The following is a 15,210-nucleotide window of genomic DNA, read 5'->3' as shown; positions in this document are numbered from 1 at the left end:
CGTGAGTCGGATCAGACTGACCGGCCGCTCACGCGGGCGGGCCGGCACACCGCTCAGGCGGACGGCGGCTTCGGGCCGGCCGGTGGAAGCGGGCGATGCGGCGCCGGAGCGGACGGCGCCTGCTGCGCATAGGGCGGCGCGGCGAGCGGCGGCGCCGGGGGCGGCGTGTAGAGCGGCCCGCCGTGCTGCACCGGCGGACGGCGGCTCGCGTGCACCTTGCGGACCAGATGGGTGAGGTAGAGCAGCGACCCCGCCAGCACGCCGAGGTCGTCCAGCAGGATCGGATCGGGCAGCAGGTCGACCGGCGAGATCGTGTAGACGATCGCGCCCCAGAACGCGAACTTGCCGCCCGCGCCCAGCTCCGTGAGCATGCGGCGCATCTTCCAGACGCGGAAGCCCAGGACGATCGCGCCCGCCAGCATCGCGAGCATGAGCAGGGCGATCCCGGCGACGAGCAGTCGTCCTTCCACAGACATACCGCTACGGTAGCGCTCCGGTCACGCTACCGCCCGTCGGCGCTCCGCACCCGGGAATGAGTGAAACTACGGGTGCAGGACGCAGAACTCGTTCCCCTCCGGGTCGGCCAGCACCTCGAACGGCTCGTCGCCCCGCTGTCCCACGTCGGCCCGGGTCGCACCGAGCGCGAGCAGCCGCTCCACCTCCTGGTCCACCGTGGCCCCGGTGGCGGGGAGCAGGTCGGGATGGTTGCGGTTCTTGTCCCGCTTCACGCCGCCGGCCGGCTGGAGCCACACGCTCGGCTCGCCGTCCGCCGGCGACCGGAGGTGCGCGGAACCGTCCGCCTCCCGCTCGACCCGGTACCCGAGCGCGGCGCTCCAGAACGACGCCATCAGCTCCACGTCGAGCGCGTCGATCGTCCACTGTGCGAAACGGACCGTCATGACACCTCCCGCGTCAGGAGATCCCTACTTCCCTCGTCGAACGCGACCAAACGCACCAGCTCCACCCCGGTACGCGTGGCGCGCAGCGTCGACACCGCGATGCGCGCCGCCTCCTCGGGCGGGTACCCGTACACGCCGGTGCTGATCGCCGGGATCGCGAGCGTGCGGACGCCCAGCGCATCCGCGACCTCCAGGCAGCGCCGGTAGCAGGACGCGAGCACGGCCGCCTCGTCGTAGCCACCGCCCTCCCAGACCGGTCCGACCGTGTGGATCACGTGCCGGACCGGCGGGTCCAGCCGGAACGCGGGCGTGGCGACCGCGTCTCCCGGGTCCAGCGGCGCGAGCGCGGACCCCGCTTCGGCGAGCCGCGGCCCGGCCGCCGCGTGCACGGCCCGGTCGACCCCGCCGCCGCCGAGCAGCGACTCGTTCGCCGCGGTGACGATCGCGTCCACCCGCTGCGCGACCAGATCACCGAGCACCACCTCGATCACCGGCATCGCCGTCTCCCCTCTCGCACCCGGCCGGATCACCGGGAACCGCCGGCACCCGCATCGGCGGTCCCGGAACCGCTCACCGATCTCACGGCCGGCATCAGCGCAGCTTCGCCAGGAGCGTGGCCTCGAGCTCCGGGTCGAGGCCGACCGGGGGCCGATCCGCCCGCTGCGGCGCGACGCCGCCGATCGACGCCAGCCAGGACCAGGTGTCGGTGACCGTGTCGATCAGGGGGCGCGGGCGGAGACCGGCCGCGACCGCGCGGGAGACGTCGGAGGTGTGCATCGCGTCGTGCATCTCGCCCGGCGGCATCCAGATCGGCAGGTCGGTCCAGGGTTCCACACCCGCGTCCAGGAGCACGGACGGCTCCGCCCAGCGCAGTACGGCGTCCGCGCCGGTGGCCTCGATGCAGGCGGACAGCAGCGACGACATGGTGGCGTGCCCGGCCGGACCGACCAGGTTGAACGGTCCGCCGAGCCCGGCCGCGAGCGCGTCCAGCGTCCACTCGGCCAGGTCCCGGGCGTCGATGTACTGCAACGGCAGCGACGCCGGTCCGGGCGCCAGCACCTCGCCACCGCGCACGACGCGCCGCAGCCACCAGGGCAGCCGGCCGATGTTCTCGTACGGCCCGAGGATCAACCCGGCGCGCACCAGCAGTGCCCGGTCGCCGAACACCGACGATGCGGCCAGCTCACCGGCCCGCTTGACGCCCGCGTAGTCCGCGACGTCGTCGGACGGCGGGACCAGGGGCGCGGACTCGGTCGCACCGGCCGCGGCGGGCCAGGCGTAGACGGAACGGCTGGAGATGTACGCGTACGCGCCGGCGGAGACCGTGGACGCGGCGGTGGCCACCGCGGAGGGCGCCCAGCTCCACGTGTCCACCACCGCGTCGAACGACAACCCGTCCAGTGCGGCGAGCCCGTCCGGGGCGAGCCGATCTCCCCGCAGCGACACCACCCCGGACTGCGTCACCGTGTTGCGGCCGCGGTTGAGCACGGTCACCCACCACCCGCGCGCGACCGCGGCCTCCACCACGGCCCGGCCCACGAACTCGGTCCCGCCCAGCACCAGCAGCCTCATGCCGGACAGACTGCCCGACCGGGCACCGGTGCACACTCTGCCTACAGCAGAAGGCCGATCTTCGTGTACCCGCGCAGCAGGTCCCGGGAGATGATCAGCCGCTGCATCTCGTCCGTGCCCTCGAAGATCCGGTAGAGCCGCACCTGCCGGTACCAGCGCTCGATCGGCAGTTCCCGGGTGTAACCCATACCGCCGTGGATCTGCAGCACCCGGTCCACCACGTTGTTGACCATGGCGGCGCCGTAGAGCTTCGCCATCGACGACGCGTGCCGCGGGTCCCGCCCGGCGTCCACGGTCCACGCGGCCCGCAGCACCAGCATGCGCGCGGCCTCCAGCTCCACCTCGGAGTCCGCGATCATCCACTGGATCGCCTGGTTCTCGCCGATCACCCGGCCGAACGTCTCCCGGGTGCGCGCGTGCGCCAGCGCCATCTCCAGCGCGCGTTCCGCGATGCCGATCGCGTGCGACGGGATCGTGTACCGCCCCTTGCCGATCCACTGCATGCCCAGCTCGAAGCCCTGGCCCACGGTGCCGAGGATGTTCCTGGACGGCACCCGCACGTCCTCGAAGATCAGCGACGCCGGCCCGCCCTCGCCCATCGTCTGGATGAACTCGGACCGCCATCCCATCGCGCGGTCGACCAGGAACGCGGTCGCGCCGCCCTTCCGCGCGCCGAGGGCGGGGTCGGTCACCGCGACCACGATCGCGAAGTCGGCCTCGTTGCCGTTCGTGATGAACGTCTTCTCGCCGTTGAGGATCCAGTCGTCGCCGTCCTGGCGCGCGGACATCCGGATGTTCGCCGCGTCCGACCCGGCGCCCGGCTCGGTGATCGCGAAGCACGAGATCCGCTTGCCCTCGATCGTCGGCAGCAGGAACTCCTCCTTCTGCTCCGCGGACGCGTAGAACAGGATGTTGTCCGCCTCGCCGCCGAACCGGAACGGCACGACGGTGCGCCCGATCTCGGTCCAGATCAGCGACTGCATCACGGCCGGCAGGTCCATTCCGCCGTACTCCTCCGGCGTGGCCAGGCCCCAGAAGCCGAACGCGCGCGCCTTCTGCTGCAACTCGCGCAGTTCCTCCAGCGTCAGTCCGGGCTGGTGTGCGCGTTCCCGGCGCAGCACCGTGTCCTCCAGCGGCATCACCTCCTTCTCCACGAAACTGCGAACCGTCTCCCGGATCGCCTTTTCCTCGTCGCTCAGTGAGAAGTCCACGGGAATCCCTCCGCCGAAATCACGAGATAGCGTTGATGCCGGTCAGCGCCCGGCCGATGATGAGTTGCTGGATCTGGCTGGTGCCTTCGTAGAGCGTCATGACCCGCGCGTCGCGCAGATACTTGCCGACCGGGTATTCGTCGATGTATCCGTAGCCGCCGAACACCTGGAGCGCGTCGTTCGCGCACCGCACCGCAGCCTCGCTGGCGAACAGTTTCGCCATCGACGACTCGGTGGCGAACGGCTCGCCACGGTCGATCAGATCCGCCACCCGCCAGGTCAGAAGACGCGCCGCCGCCGTGTCCACCGCGATGGACGACAGCAGTTGCTGCACGAGCTGGTGACCCGCGATCGGCTTCCCGAACTGGGTGCGCGAGCCCGCATAGGACACCGCAGCGTCCAGGCAGCCCTGCGCGATGCCGACGCATCCGGCGGCCACCGACATGCGGCCCTTCGCCAGCGCGGACATCGCGATCCGGAATCCCTTGCCGAGCTGGCCGACCACCGCGGTCGACGGCACGCGCACGGCATCGAACGACAGCGACGCCGTGGCCTGCGCTCGCAGCCCCAGCTTCCCCTTGATCTCATGCCGGGAGAAACCAGGGGCATCCGTGGGTACGAGGAACGCGGTCACGCCGGCGTCGGTGCGCGCGAAGACGAGCGCGACGTCGGCCCACGTACCGTTGGTGATGAAGGTCTTCTCGCCGCTGATCAGCCAGTCCGTGCCGTCGGGCACCGCGCGGGTGGCCAGCGAGCCCGCGTCCGAGCCGGTCCCTGGCTCGGTCAGCGCGAAACAGCCCAGCACCTCCCCCGCGCACAGCCGGGGCAGCCACTCGGACTTCTGCGCCGGTGTCCCGTACCCGCTGATGGTTTTCGCCACGAGGCCGAGCGAGACGGAGAGCACGCCGCGGACCGCCGAGTCGCCACGCCCGAGTTCCTCCAGGACCAGGCAGTACGCCAGGTGATCACCGTCCGACCCGCCCTCGGCCGAAGGGATGGTCAGGCCGAGGAAGCCCAGGTCACCGAGCTGCTTGACGATGCCGAGGTCGAGGGCCTCCCGGCGGTCCCACTCGGCCGCGTGCGGCAGCAGTTCCCGGTCGGCGAAGCGCGCGGCCAGCTCGCGCACCGCGTCCTTTTCGGGTGAGAGTGCAAGATCCATGGCGCATGTCCCTCCGTCACGCTTAAACTAGCGCCGTTAGTTTTGTGAAGTAAAGGGAGTGACATGCCGAGGCCGAAGCAAGCCCTCCTCAGCCGCGATCGGATCATCGAGGCCGCGACCGCGCTGATCGACGGCGAGGGCCTGGAGGCGGTCTCCACCCGGCGACTCGCGGCCGAGCTGGGCGTGCGCGGCCCGTCGCTGTACAACCACTTCGCCACCAAGGACGAGATCCTGGACGCGGTCGCCGACTCCATCATCGAGCACGTCGACACCTCGGCCTTCGCGCGGAAGCCCTGGCCGGAGGCACTGCGGACGTGGGGCCACGCCTACCGGTCCGCACTGGCCGCGCACCCGAACATCGTGCCGCACATGGCCCGTGGCCCGGGCCGGCGGCCGGCCGCGCTGCGGATGGCGGACGCGGTCTACGGCGGGCTGGTCCGCGCGGGCTGGCCACCGGCGCGCGCCACGCACATCGGCGCACTGATGCGCTACCTGGTGGCCGGGTCCGCGCTCGGCTCGTTCGCGCGCGGTTTCGTCGAGGACCCGGCACTCTACGCGGAGGACTACCCGCACCTCACCCAGGCGCACCGGCTGGCGGAACACCAGCGCAGCGTGGACGAGGGCGCGTTCACGCTCGGCCTGGACGCGTTGATCGACGGGCTGACGCGCACCTACGAGCAGTTCCGGTACGGTGAAAACTTGCGGCGCTAGTTTTATGATCTCTTCACCGACGAAGGGGCACACCATGGACCGCTTCTACATCGACGGCGGATGGGTCGCACCGGCCGGCCGGGACACGATCCCGGTCGAGGACCCGACCCACGAGACGATCATCGACCACGTCCCGGCCGGCACCGCCGAGGACGTCGACCGCGCGGTGGCCGCGGCCCGGCGCGCGTTCCCGGCCTGGTCGGCCGCGGACCCGGCCGAGCGCGCCGCGCACCTGGACAAGCTGCACACCGTGCTGGCCGGCCGGGCCGACGAGATCGCCCGCACGATCGCACGCGAGCTGGGCACGCCGCTGAAGGTGGCGACCGCGGTGCAGGCCGGGCTGCCGCTGGCGGTGCTGCGCAGTTACGCCGATCTGGCCGCGCGGCCGCTGCCGGAGGAGACGATCGGCAACTCCACCGTGGTGCGCGAGCCGATCGGCGTGGTCGGCGCGATCACGCCGTGGAACTATCCGCTGCATCAGGTGGTCGCGAAGCTCGCGCCCGCGCTGGCCGCCGGCTGCACCGTGGTGCTCAAGCCGAGCGAGATCACGCCGCTGGTGGCGTACCTGCTCTTCGACGCGATCGACGCGGCCGGCCTGCCACCGGGCGTGGTCAACCTGGTCACCGGCACCGGCCCGGTGGTCGGCGAGGCGCTCGCGGTCCACCCGGACGTGGACATGGTCTCGTTCACCGGCTCGACCGCGGTCGGCGCGCGGATCAGCCACCTGGCCGCGGACCGGATCGCCCGGGTGGCGCTGGAGCTGGGCGGCAAGTCCGCCAACGTGATCCTCGCCGACGCGGACCTGACGAAGGCGGTCAAGGTCGGCGTCGGCAACGCGTTCCTCAACTCCGGTCAGACCTGCACCGCCTGGACGCGCATGCTGGTGCACCGCTCGCTCTACCCGGACGCGGTCGAGCTGGCCACGGCCGCCGCCTCGGCGTACCCGCTGGGCGACCCCTTCGCCGCGGGTACGCGGCTCGGCCCACTCAGTTCGCAGAGCCAGAAGAACCGGGTCCGGGGGTACGTGGCGAAAGGGCTCGCCGAGGGTGCCCGGCTCACCACCGGCGGCCTGGACGCGACCGTCCCGGAGCGCGGTCATTTCGTGGCGCCGACCGTGCTGGCCGACGTGACGCCGGACGCCACCGTGGCCCAGGAGGAGATCTTCGGCCCGGTGCTGTCGATCATCCCGTTCGCGGACGACGACGAGGCGGTCGCGATCGCGAACAACTCGCGGTACGGGCTGGCCGGCGGCGTCTGGTCCGGCGACGAGGAGCGTGCGCTGCGGGTCGCCCGCCGGATGCGCACCGGGCAGGTCGACATCAACGGCGGCCGGTTCAACCCGGTCGCGCCGTTCGGCGGCTACAAGCGCTCCGGCCTCGGCCGCGAGCTGGGCGTGCACGGCCTGCACGAGTTCCTCGAGACCAAGGCCATCCAGCGGTGATCGCGGCCCGCGGCCTGATCGCACGCGGCGCCGAGCTGACCGTGGAGGAGTTCCACCTCGATCCGCCCGGCGACGGCGAGATCGAGGTGGAGATCGGCGCGGCCGGCGTCTGCCACTCCGACCTGTCCATGGTCAACGGCACGCTCGCGCCGTCGTTCCCGCTGGTCCTCGGCCACGAGGCGGCCGGCACCGTGGTCGCGGTGGGGGCGGACGTCGACCGCATGCGCGCCGGCGACCGGGTGGTGCTGAACTGGGCGCCGCCGTGCCGGGCGTGCTGGCACTGCACGCACGGCGAGCCATGGCTGTGCGAGACCGCCGGTGCCCCGTCCACGCCACGCGGCGCGCTGCCGGACGGCACGCCGCTGCACGTCACGCTGGGCCTGGGCGCGCTGGCCACCCGCGTGGTCATCCCCGCGCGGGCCGCCGTGCCGGTACCGGGCGAGCTGTCGTTCGCGGACGCGGCGCTGCTCGGCTGCGCGGTGCTGACCGGCTTCGGCGCGATACGCAACACCGCGGGCGTCCGGTCCGGCGAGTCCGTGGCGGTGATCGGCCTGGGCGGCGTCGGCCTGTCCGTGGTCGGCGCCGCGCGCGCGGCCGGGGCCCGCCCGATCGTGGCGGTCGACGTGTCCCCGGAGAAGGAGAAGCTGGCGCTGGCCGCCGGTGCGACGGACTTTCTGGTCTCGGACGGCACGCTGAGCCGGGCGCTGCGCGGGCTGACCGGCGGGCGCGGTGCGGACGTGGTGGTCGAGTGCGTGGGCCGGGCCGCGACGATCCGGGCCGCGTACCGCGGTGCGCGCCGGGGCGGCCGGGTCGTCGTGGTCGGCATGGGCGCACGGTCGGACATCGTGGAGCTCTCCGCGCTCGAGCTGTTCCACTCCGGCCGGACGCTGCGCGGCTGCGTCTACGGTACGGCCGACTTCGACGTGGAGATTCCCCGGCTCGCGGCCGCGGTGCTGGACGGTTCGCTGGACCTGCGGCCGCTTGTCACGCACCACGCCACGCTGGACGACGCGCCCGCCGCGTTCGCCCGGATGAGTCGCGGCGAGGGCGCCCGCACCGTGATCACGCCATAGTCCTGTCCACAAAACGAACCCCGCCTGGAATTCCCGCGTCGCCCGGTTTTTTGGGGCTATTTCAGGAAATGACCGTTCGGGCGATGGATCAGACAGCCGGTCGACGTACCCGTTGTCCGCCGATGCGGTACGTAGTTGGGAGTTAGGTAGATCACAACAGTGCTACGTTGGAAGAAGATGGAGCTAGCAGCGGGGACATGGTGATGACAACAGTTGACGATCTGGCTGCGGAGGCGCTCTTCGTCTCCCACCTGCAGCCGTCGCAGCGCCCCACGTGCGAGGTGGTCCAGGCCGAGGTGACCCGGATGATCCTGCGCCTCGGCAGTGAGGGCTGTGCCGCCGTGATGGCGGCCGAGTTCGGCGACGACCCGGAGACCGCCGTCCGGCGGATGCTCTGGGTGCGCGACACGCTCGCGGTGGCCTATCCGGAGATCACCGCACTACGGCAGGCGGCGGCGATCGCACGATGAGAGCCCGGCGCCCTCGGGCCGTTCACGGCGCCGGGGGCCGGGCTCGCTTCATGACCGCTTCTTCCGGTCGGTGCGCTTCGGCGGCCGGGGATTGATCCCCACGGACGGCATCTCGCCGTCGCGGCGCGCGGGCACCACCGGCGCCCTCCACGAACGACTCTCCGGTGCATCGGCGTAAGGCTGCATTCCGCCTCCCTCGAGGTCCGTGCCGATCGGCCGACCGGCACAGGAAGAGACGCGGAAAGCGCGGACCAGGTTCCGGATGGCGACATCCGCCACTGCCGGGAACCGTACCGTGGCATCAATGGTTTGATCTCTGTCATGAGCGACACCCCAGCCACGCGTGCGGTCGCCGCCGCCGGCATCGCCCACGAGGTCGTGACGCACGGGCCGGTCCGGAGCCTCGCCGAGGCCGCGGCCGCGCGCAACGCCGAGGTCCGCGACATCGTGAAGACGATCGTGGTCCGGCGCGGCGTCGACGACTACCTGTTCGTGCTGGTCCCGGGCGGCCGGGTGATCTCCTGGCCGAAGCTGCGGACGCTGCTCGGCGTCAGCCGCCTCTCCATGCCGGACGCCGGGACCGCGAAGGACGCCACCGGGTACGAGCGCGGCACGATCACGCCGTTCGGCGCCACCACGGCCTGGCCGGTGATCGCGGACGAGCGGATCGCCGGCCGCCGGATCTCGCTCGGCGGCGGCGCGCACGGCACCGCGCTGTCGCTGGCCGCGGACGACGCGATCGCGGCCCTGACCGCCACGGTCGCGGACGTGACCGACCCGGAGCCGGCACGCTAGCCGGTCTTCTCCAGCTCGGCCAGGTCCTTCGCCCGGTCCGCGGCGATCCGGGCGGCCAGCGCGGTGGTCTGCGGGTCCGCGCCGACCTCGCTCTCGCTGCCGGAGACCATCGCGACCTGGGCCAGATAGTCGCGCAGCGACGTGGTGAAGCCCTCGTCGAACGCGGCGCCCTGCGCCTGGGCGAGCGCGGTGACCTCGTCCGGCGTGACCATGCCGGGCATGTTGTGGCCCTCGTGCGGGTTCACGTCCGGCAGGCCGGTGCGGGCCAGCAGCGCGCGCAGCTCGCCGGCCTCCGCGCGGTGCGTGTCGCGCAGCCGGGCCGCGAGGTCGCGCAGCGGCTGCTCACCGGCGCGCGCGGCCGCGATGTCCAGCAGCGGCACCAGCTGCTCGGTCATCGGGATCATCAACTGGATCCAGGCGACGTCCGTACCGTTGAAGGTGGTCTCGGCCGTTGCCGCCACGCTGGGCGGCGGCGCCGGGGCCGGGACCGGCGCCGGGCCGGAACATCCCACGGCCAGAGCCAGCACCGGTACGACGAGCGCCGTCCACGGCGCCATAGAGAGCGCTCTCATCGGGGCACAGTCTGGCGAGCGCTCCCGGAGCATGTCAACCTACTGCGAATTTCGTTCGAGGACCAGACCGCCGGACGTTAGCCTTCCGCCGTGAGCAGCGACTACCTGGACATCAACCGGCGGAACTGGGACGAGCGCGCGGGCCTGCACGTGAGCGGGTACCGCACGGACCGGTTCGTGGACGACCCGGCGTTCCTGAGCGACGTCGTGCGGTTCGACCGGCCGCGGCTCGGCGACGTCGACGGCCTGGACGCGGTGCACCTGCAGTGCCACATCGGCACCGACACGATCTCGCTGGCCCGGCTCGGCGCGCGGATGACCGGCCTGGACTTCTCCCCCGCGTCGCTGACCGAGGCACGGCGGCTCGCCGCGCGTGCGGGCGCGTCCGTGGAGTTCGTCGAGTCGGACGTCTACGGCGCGGTCGACGTGCTCGGCGGCGCCCGGTTCGACCTGGTCTACACCGGGATCGGGGCGATCGGCTGGCTGCCCGACATCCGGCGCTGGGCGTGGACCGTGGCCGGGCTGCTGCGGCCCGGCGGCCGGCTGTTCATCCGCGAGGGACACCCGATGATGTGGGCGATCGACGAGCGGATCGCGGGTGCACGACTGGTGGTTGATCTGCCCTACTTCGAGACGCCGGAGCCGCTGGTCTGGGAGGAGGACGAGACCTACGTCGACACCGGCGGCCGGAAGCTGACGAACACCACCACGCACAGCTGGAACCACGGCCTCGGCGAGATCGTCAGCGCGGTCCTGGACGCCGGGATGCGGATCACCGGGCTGGTCGAGCACGACTCCGTACCGTGGGAGGCACTTCCCGGGAAGATGCACCAGGACGCGCGGGGCGAGTGGCGGCTCACGGAGCGGCCGGAGCGGCTGCCGCTGACGTACACGCTGCAGGCCGTCGCGGGCTGAGCGGCAAAAACTCAGGTTCGGTGCACAGCCGCCGTATGGATCCGCAGGGAACCGCGACGACTGGAGAGAGATGCGCGCAGCATGGTGGCGTGATGCTCCGCGTGGTTCCGCGGTCCGGCAGCTCATCGTCGGCTTCACCTTCCTGACCGTATTCCTGCTGGCCGCCGGCGTGGTGCGGTGGGCCATGATCGGCCAGCTGACCGCGTCCGCACGCATCCTCACCGAGTCGATCTATCCGGCCGGTGCCGCGAACACCCGTGCGCTGCAGGCGCTGACCGACGCGGAGACCGGCATCCGTGGCTACCAGCTGACCGCGGACGCGCGCTTTCTGGACGCGTACCACCGGGGCGCGGCCGATTTCGGACCCGCGCTGGAGGAGGCGCTCGGCCACACCGGCGACCCGACACTGCGCCGGCTGCTGGAGACCGAACGCACGCTGGGCGACCGCTGGCTCACCGAGTTCGCGGCGCCGATCGCGGCCGGCCCCGGCGGGCCCGCGGCCGTCAGCACGGCCTGGGACGCGGTCGGCAAGCAGTGGAGCGATCGGTTCCGCGCCGCGCACCGCGAGGCCGAGGCGTGGCTGGCCGGCAAGCAGGCCCAGGTGGTCCGCACGATCGGCCGGCTGGTCCCGGTCGCGGACGCCACCACGGTCGTCCTGTCCATGGTCAGCGTCGCGTTCGTGCTGGTACTGGCGGTCCGCGTGGTTCGCGGCATCGGCATGCCGCTGACCGACCTGACCCGCACGCTGCGCCGGTTGGCCGCGGCCGAGCACGGCGCCCGTGCCCGGGTGTCCGGCCCGGCCGAGTTGCGTGAGGCCGGCCTGTCGCTGAACACGCTCGCGGAGGAGAGCGACCGGCTGCGCCGCCTGCAACAGCAGCAGCTGGAGACGCGCGCGCTGGCCCGCGCGATCGGCGGCGCGATCGGCGACGCGCTGGAGACCGACGTGATCCTCCAGGAGGTGGTGGACCGCCTCGGCGTCGCCATGCACGCCGACCGGGTCTGGATCCGTCTCGGCGGCGGCCTGCCCCGCGCGGCGCAGTGGCACCGCGCGGGCCTGGAGCCGATGCTGCTCGACCGGGCCGCGCCCGGCAAGGACCTGAGCCGCCCGGTCGGCGTCACCGACGAGGCGCGCGGCGTGATCAGCGTCGAGCTGGACCCGCGCCGGGAGACCACCGACGACGACCGGCAGCTGCTCGACCTGGTCGTCGAGGACCTCAACCGCGCGCTGCACCACGCCGCGCTCCACGCGCAGCAGCGCGCCGTCGTGGCCGAGCTGCAGGCGCTGGACCGGCACAAGGACGAGTTCGTCTCCACCATCTCGCACGAGCTGCGCACGCCGCTGACCAGCATCCAGGGCTACCTGGAGGCGATCCAGGACGACATGACCGCGATCCCGCCCGCGCAGCAGCGCATGCTCGGCGTCGTCGACCGCAACGCGCGCCGCCTGCTCAACCTGGTCGAGGACCTGCTCACGCTCTCCCAGGTCGAGGCCGCCAGCTCCGAACTGGAGAAGCGCCCGGTCCGCATAGCCAGCGTGGTCGACCTCGCGACCACCTCGCTCGCCCCGATGGCCACCGCCGCGAACCTGTCCTTCACCGTCGACAACCGCGCCCGCGACGCCCACGTGGCCGGCGACCCGGAGCTGCTCGAACGCGCGCTCCTGCACCTGCTCTCCAACGCCATCAAGTTCACCCCGGGCCCCGGCCACGTCACGATCCGCTGCGCCGTACCGAGCTCCCGCCCCGACCACGTCGAGATCACCGTCAGCGACACCGGCATGGGCATCCCGCGCGAGGACCAGGCGAACCTGTTCCGCCGCTTCTACCGCGCCGCGAACGCCAGCGAACAGGCGATCCAGGGCTCCGGCCTCGGTCTCGCCATCACCCGCAGCATCGTCGAGGGGCACGGCGGCGACATCACGCTGGTCTCCGAACTCGACCAGGGCACCCACGTGACGATCAGCCTGCCGGTCGCGCTGACCCCCGCGCTGATCTGAAGACCTGCGGGCCTTGTCCGCCCGTCACCTCGCCGCGGCGGAGAGCGCGGCGTGCACGTCCGCGTCGGTCAGCTGGGCGAAGTCGTCGTAGTACGCGCCGACCGCGCGGAAGTCGGGCGGGCAGTGCAGGCAGAGCACCGCGTCCGTCTCCGCGGCGAGCAGCTCCCGTGCCTCCGGCGTGCACACCGGCACGGCCAGCGCGAGGTGTGCCGGACCGGCGGCGCGCAGTGCACGCACCGCGGCGCGGGCGGTGACGCCGGTGGCCAGGCCGTCGTCGACCACGATCACGATGCGGCCACCGGCCTGCGGCGGCGGGTGCGTGCCGCGGTAGGCAACGAGGCGGCGGCGCGCCTCCGTGCGTTCCCGGTCCACGTCCGCGGCGAGGTCGGCCGGGCTCAGGCCGAGCCGGTCGAGCGAGCGGAGGTCGAAGATCGGTTCGCCGGAGGCCGCGACCGCGCCGATGCCGAACTCCGGGTGACCAGGCGCGCCGATCTTCCGGGCGACCGTGACGTCCAGGTCGCCGTCCACCTGCCGGGCGACGAGCGCGGCCATCGGCACGCCGCCGCGCGGCAGGCCCAGCACGAGTGGCCGGCCGGGCGGCAGCGTGGCGAGATGGTCGGCGACCGCACCGGCAAGCCGGCGGGCGGCGTCGGCACGGTCGGTGAACCGCATCGGTCAACCCTTTCGCAGGTGGTCCGCGAACCAGGCCGCGGCCGCGGACGAGACCTGCTCCAGCGTGCCCTCCTCCTCGAAGAGATGGGTGGCGCCGGGGATCATCAGCAGGTCGGAGCGCGTGGTGAGCTGCGCGCGGGCGTCCCGGTTGAGCGCCATCACGTCCGGGTCGTGCTCGCCCACGACGAGCAGCGTCGGCGCGGCCACCTGGACCAGCGCGGGGCCGGCCAGGTCGGGGCGGCCGCCGCGGGAGACGACCGCGCGGACCGCGTCGGGGCGGGCGGCCGCGGCGACCAGCGCGGCCGCGGCGCCGGTGCTGGCGCCGAAGAGCCCGATCGCCGGCGGTACGTTCGGCTCGTGGTTGCCCTGGTAGGGCTGGCCGCGTCGCCAGTCCTGCGCGTGGATCCAGTCGATCACGCCGATCAGCCGGTCGGCGAGCAGCCCGATGTCGAAGCGCAGGTGGTGGTCGCGCGCGTCCTCGGCGGCCTCGTCCCAGGTGAGCAGGTCGGGCAGGATCGTGCCGAGCCGGTGGCGGTGCAGTTCCTCCGCGACGACGGTGTTGCGCGGGCTGTGCCGGGAGCTGCCGCTGCCGTGTGCGAACAGGACCACGCCGATCGCCTCGGCCGGCATCACGATGTCGGCGGCGAGGTGCACGCCGGCGGTGTCGATGCCGGTCGCGAGCGTCTGCAGACCCATGACTACCACCCCTCTGAGCAGCGGATACGTAGGCGTACCCGACGGGTGTGGGGATAAACGTCAAAGTCCGTGGGTCTTGCCGGTGATGTCGCCGTAGACCGTCGGGGCAGCACGCGCGGGGTCGCGGTCGACCGGTGCGGCGGTGCGGTGGACCGGTAGACGGGTGCACCCGTCTACCGGTGGCCAGGTCGGCGATGCGGTGCCGGAGCACGGCATCACGGACGCGCGGCCCGCCTCGGCGATTGCCTGCTGCTCATCGCCCAGCCCTTAAAGATCGATACCTATTGCCACGCATATGCATTATCAACAGGGTATTGACAATGAAAGTAAAATATCAAATATCAAATCTGGCGGTACGTGTTCCCGATCGGGAGAGGCATGTCAGGACCAGATGCCGAGCTCGTCGAGGTGCTTGACCAGCCGGTCCGCGCCGTCGACGAAGTGCCGCCGCATCACGGTGCGCGCCGCCCCCGGATCGTGCGCGGCGAACGCGGCCAGCAGCGCCTCGTGGTCCTCGCGCATGCCGGCTCGCCAGCCCGGGTCGGCGGAATAGAAGCGGGCCGGTGTGTAGCGCGTGGCCGTGTGCAGGAACCAGCTGAGCTTGCGCGCCTCCGTGATCCGGTTGACCGCGCGATGGAAGTCGAACTCCAGCGTCTCGATCTCACCGGCCTTCCGGGAGCGGGCCAGCGCACGGTCCATCAGGCGCAGCTGCGCGAGCTGCCCGTCGGTGACCCGGGCCGCGACGCGCGCGGCCAGCTCACCGGCGATGTCGCCCTGGAGCTGGAAGACGTCGCGAATGTCCTGGCGGGACAGCGGCGCCACCACGTAGCCCTTGCGCGGCTCCAGCTCCACCATGTCCTCACCGCGCAGGTGCAGCAGCGCCTCGCGGACCGGCGTGATGCTGACGCCGAGCTGCGAGGCGACCTCCTCGAGCCGGATCCGGTCGCCGGGCCGCAGCTCACCGGACATGATCCGGGCGCGCAGCGCGGTCGCCACTTCCTCAGCCAGCATCCACTTACATTACCAAA

The 15,210-nt window shown here is 72.3% G+C and carries 17 protein-coding genes; 7 read left to right on the top strand and 10 right to left on the bottom strand.

The genetic code is table 11. From position 1 onward, the window contains the following. Positions 1–53 precede the first annotated feature (53 nt). The 6 genes from J2S42_RS31225 to J2S42_RS31200 all read right to left on the bottom strand — a co-directional run bounded on the left by J2S42_RS31225 (position 54) and on the right by J2S42_RS31200 (position 4,841). Positions 54–476 carry a DUF1232 domain-containing protein gene (locus tag J2S42_RS31225; RefSeq protein WP_307244887.1) on the bottom strand — a complete coding sequence of 141 codons (423 nt, stop codon included), beginning with the start codon at positions 474–476 and terminating at the stop codon, positions 54–56. Between the two features lie 66 nt (positions 477–542). After that, positions 543–899, bottom strand: coding sequence for a VOC family protein (locus J2S42_RS31220; protein ID WP_307244885.1), 357 nt, complete (start codon positions 897–899; stop codon positions 543–545). Next, positions 896–1,396 (bottom strand): macro domain-containing protein, encoded by a 501-nt coding sequence (locus J2S42_RS31215; RefSeq protein ID WP_307244883.1) that lies wholly within the window; start codon positions 1,394–1,396, stop codon positions 896–898. The genes J2S42_RS31220 and J2S42_RS31215 overlap by 4 nt, the downstream gene beginning before the upstream one ends. 94 nt (positions 1,397–1,490) lie before the next feature. Next, complete coding sequence (locus J2S42_RS31210) at positions 1,491–2,471, bottom strand: NAD-dependent epimerase/dehydratase family protein (protein WP_307244881.1); 981 nt, start codon at positions 2,469–2,471, stop codon at positions 1,491–1,493. Between the two features lie 41 nt (positions 2,472–2,512). Next, positions 2,513–3,682, bottom strand: coding sequence for an acyl-CoA dehydrogenase family protein (locus tag J2S42_RS31205; protein ID WP_307244879.1), 1,170 nt, complete (start codon positions 3,680–3,682; stop codon positions 2,513–2,515). Positions 3,683–3,701: 19 nt separating this feature from the next. Then, positions 3,702–4,841, bottom strand: a complete 1,140-nt coding sequence (locus J2S42_RS31200) for an acyl-CoA dehydrogenase family protein (protein ID WP_307244876.1) — start codon at positions 4,839–4,841, stop codon at positions 3,702–3,704. 63 nt (positions 4,842–4,904) lie between these two features. Here J2S42_RS31200 and J2S42_RS31195 point away from each other — a divergent pair, with 63 nt between their 5' ends. The 5 genes from J2S42_RS31195 to J2S42_RS31175 all read left to right on the top strand — a co-directional run bounded on the left by J2S42_RS31195 (position 4,905) and on the right by J2S42_RS31175 (position 9,331). Continuing rightward, complete coding sequence (locus J2S42_RS31195) at positions 4,905–5,552, top strand: TetR/AcrR family transcriptional regulator (RefSeq protein ID WP_307244874.1); 648 nt, start codon at positions 4,905–4,907, stop codon at positions 5,550–5,552. 34 nt (positions 5,553–5,586) lie between these two features. Beyond that, positions 5,587–6,993 carry an aldehyde dehydrogenase family protein gene (locus J2S42_RS31190; protein ID WP_307244872.1) on the top strand — a complete coding sequence of 469 codons (1,407 nt, stop codon included), beginning with the start codon at positions 5,587–5,589 and terminating at the stop codon, positions 6,991–6,993. Further along, positions 6,990–8,066 carry an alcohol dehydrogenase catalytic domain-containing protein gene (locus J2S42_RS31185; RefSeq protein ID WP_307244870.1) on the top strand — a complete coding sequence of 359 codons (1,077 nt, stop codon included), beginning with the start codon at positions 6,990–6,992 and terminating at the stop codon, positions 8,064–8,066. The genes J2S42_RS31190 and J2S42_RS31185 overlap by 4 nt, the downstream gene beginning before the upstream one ends. A 203-nt stretch (positions 8,067–8,269) precedes the next feature. Next, positions 8,270–8,536, top strand: a complete 267-nt coding sequence (locus J2S42_RS31180) for a hypothetical protein (protein ID WP_307244868.1) — start codon at positions 8,270–8,272, stop codon at positions 8,534–8,536. A 321-nt stretch (positions 8,537–8,857) separates the two neighbouring features. Continuing rightward, positions 8,858–9,331, top strand: a complete 474-nt coding sequence (locus tag J2S42_RS31175) for an aminoacyl-tRNA deacylase (RefSeq protein ID WP_307244867.1) — start codon at positions 8,858–8,860, stop codon at positions 9,329–9,331. On the opposite strand, the gene J2S42_RS31170 is transcribed toward J2S42_RS31175, so the two are convergent. After that, complete coding sequence (locus tag J2S42_RS31170; RefSeq protein ID WP_307244865.1) at positions 9,328–9,903, bottom strand: DUF305 domain-containing protein; 576 nt, start codon at positions 9,901–9,903, stop codon at positions 9,328–9,330. The genes J2S42_RS31175 and J2S42_RS31170 overlap by 4 nt on opposite strands. A gap of 90 nt (positions 9,904–9,993) precedes the next feature. Between J2S42_RS31170 and J2S42_RS31165 the strand changes: the two genes are divergently transcribed. Together J2S42_RS31165 and J2S42_RS31160 are read left to right on the top strand one after the other, a co-directional pair. Beyond that, entirely contained in the window at positions 9,994–10,818 is an 825-nt protein-coding gene (locus J2S42_RS31165) for a class I SAM-dependent methyltransferase (RefSeq protein ID WP_307244864.1), read from the top strand. Positions 10,819–10,888: 70 nt separating this feature from the next. After that, positions 10,889–12,814 (top strand): ATP-binding protein, encoded by a 1,926-nt coding sequence (locus J2S42_RS31160; protein WP_307244862.1) that lies wholly within the window; start codon positions 10,889–10,891, stop codon positions 12,812–12,814. Positions 12,815–12,838: 24 nt separating this feature from the next. On the opposite strand, the gene J2S42_RS31155 is transcribed toward J2S42_RS31160, so the two are convergent. From J2S42_RS31155 to J2S42_RS31145, 3 genes are all read right to left on the bottom strand, one after another. Further along, the gene (locus tag J2S42_RS31155; RefSeq protein WP_307244860.1) at positions 12,839–13,486 is read right to left on the bottom strand and encodes a phosphoribosyltransferase; all 648 of its coding nucleotides are present in this window, start codon (positions 13,484–13,486) and stop codon (positions 12,839–12,841) included. A 3-nt stretch (positions 13,487–13,489) separates the two neighbouring features. Further along, positions 13,490–14,182, bottom strand: coding sequence for a dienelactone hydrolase family protein (locus J2S42_RS31150; RefSeq protein WP_307244859.1), 693 nt, complete (start codon positions 14,180–14,182; stop codon positions 13,490–13,492). A 381-nt stretch (positions 14,183–14,563) separates the two neighbouring features. Further along, a complete protein-coding gene (locus tag J2S42_RS31145; protein WP_307244857.1) occupies positions 14,564–15,193 on the bottom strand; it encodes a GntR family transcriptional regulator in 630 nt (209 codons plus the stop codon). Positions 15,194–15,210 lie beyond the last annotated feature (17 nt).

The sequence above is a fragment of the Catenuloplanes indicus genome (assembly GCF_030813715.1).
Lineage (GTDB): Bacteria > Actinomycetota > Actinomycetes > Mycobacteriales > Micromonosporaceae > Catenuloplanes > Catenuloplanes indicus.
The sequence above is the reverse complement of the archived record's forward strand: the minus strand, read 5'-3'. Positions and strand labels throughout refer to the sequence as shown.

Excerpts from the sequence above, each read along its gene's own strand:
- J2S42_RS31225 (WP_307244887.1), bottom strand. The coding sequence starts at position 476 with ATGTCTGTGGAAGGACGACTGCTCGTCGCCGGGATCGCCCTGCTCATG.
- J2S42_RS31220 (WP_307244885.1), bottom strand. The coding sequence starts at position 899 with ATGACGGTCCGTTTCGCACAGTGGACGATCGACGCGCTCGACGTGGAG.
- J2S42_RS31215 (WP_307244883.1), bottom strand. The coding sequence starts at position 1,396 with ATGCCGGTGATCGAGGTGGTGCTCGGTGATCTGGTCGCGCAGCGGGTG.
- J2S42_RS31210 (WP_307244881.1), bottom strand. The coding sequence starts at position 2,471 with ATGAGGCTGCTGGTGCTGGGCGGGACCGAGTTCGTGGGCCGGGCCGTG.
- J2S42_RS31200 (WP_307244876.1), bottom strand. The coding sequence starts at position 4,841 with ATGGATCTTGCACTCTCACCCGAAAAGGACGCGGTGCGCGAGCTGGCC.
- J2S42_RS31195 (WP_307244874.1), top strand. The coding sequence starts at position 4,905 with ATGCCGAGGCCGAAGCAAGCCCTCCTCAGCCGCGATCGGATCATCGAG.
- J2S42_RS31190 (WP_307244872.1), top strand. The coding sequence starts at position 5,587 with ATGGACCGCTTCTACATCGACGGCGGATGGGTCGCACCGGCCGGCCGG.
- J2S42_RS31180 (WP_307244868.1), top strand. The coding sequence starts at position 8,270 with ATGACAACAGTTGACGATCTGGCTGCGGAGGCGCTCTTCGTCTCCCAC.
- J2S42_RS31175 (WP_307244867.1), top strand. The coding sequence starts at position 8,858 with ATGAGCGACACCCCAGCCACGCGTGCGGTCGCCGCCGCCGGCATCGCC.
- J2S42_RS31170 (WP_307244865.1), bottom strand. The coding sequence starts at position 9,903 with ATGAGAGCGCTCTCTATGGCGCCGTGGACGGCGCTCGTCGTACCGGTG.
- J2S42_RS31160 (WP_307244862.1), top strand. The coding sequence starts at position 10,889 with ATGCGCGCAGCATGGTGGCGTGATGCTCCGCGTGGTTCCGCGGTCCGG.
- J2S42_RS31155 (WP_307244860.1), bottom strand. The coding sequence starts at position 13,486 with ATGCGGTTCACCGACCGTGCCGACGCCGCCCGCCGGCTTGCCGGTGCG.
- J2S42_RS31150 (WP_307244859.1), bottom strand. The coding sequence starts at position 14,182 with ATGGGTCTGCAGACGCTCGCGACCGGCATCGACACCGCCGGCGTGCAC.
- J2S42_RS31145 (WP_307244857.1), bottom strand. The coding sequence starts at position 15,193 with ATGCTGGCTGAGGAAGTGGCGACCGCGCTGCGCGCCCGGATCATGTCC.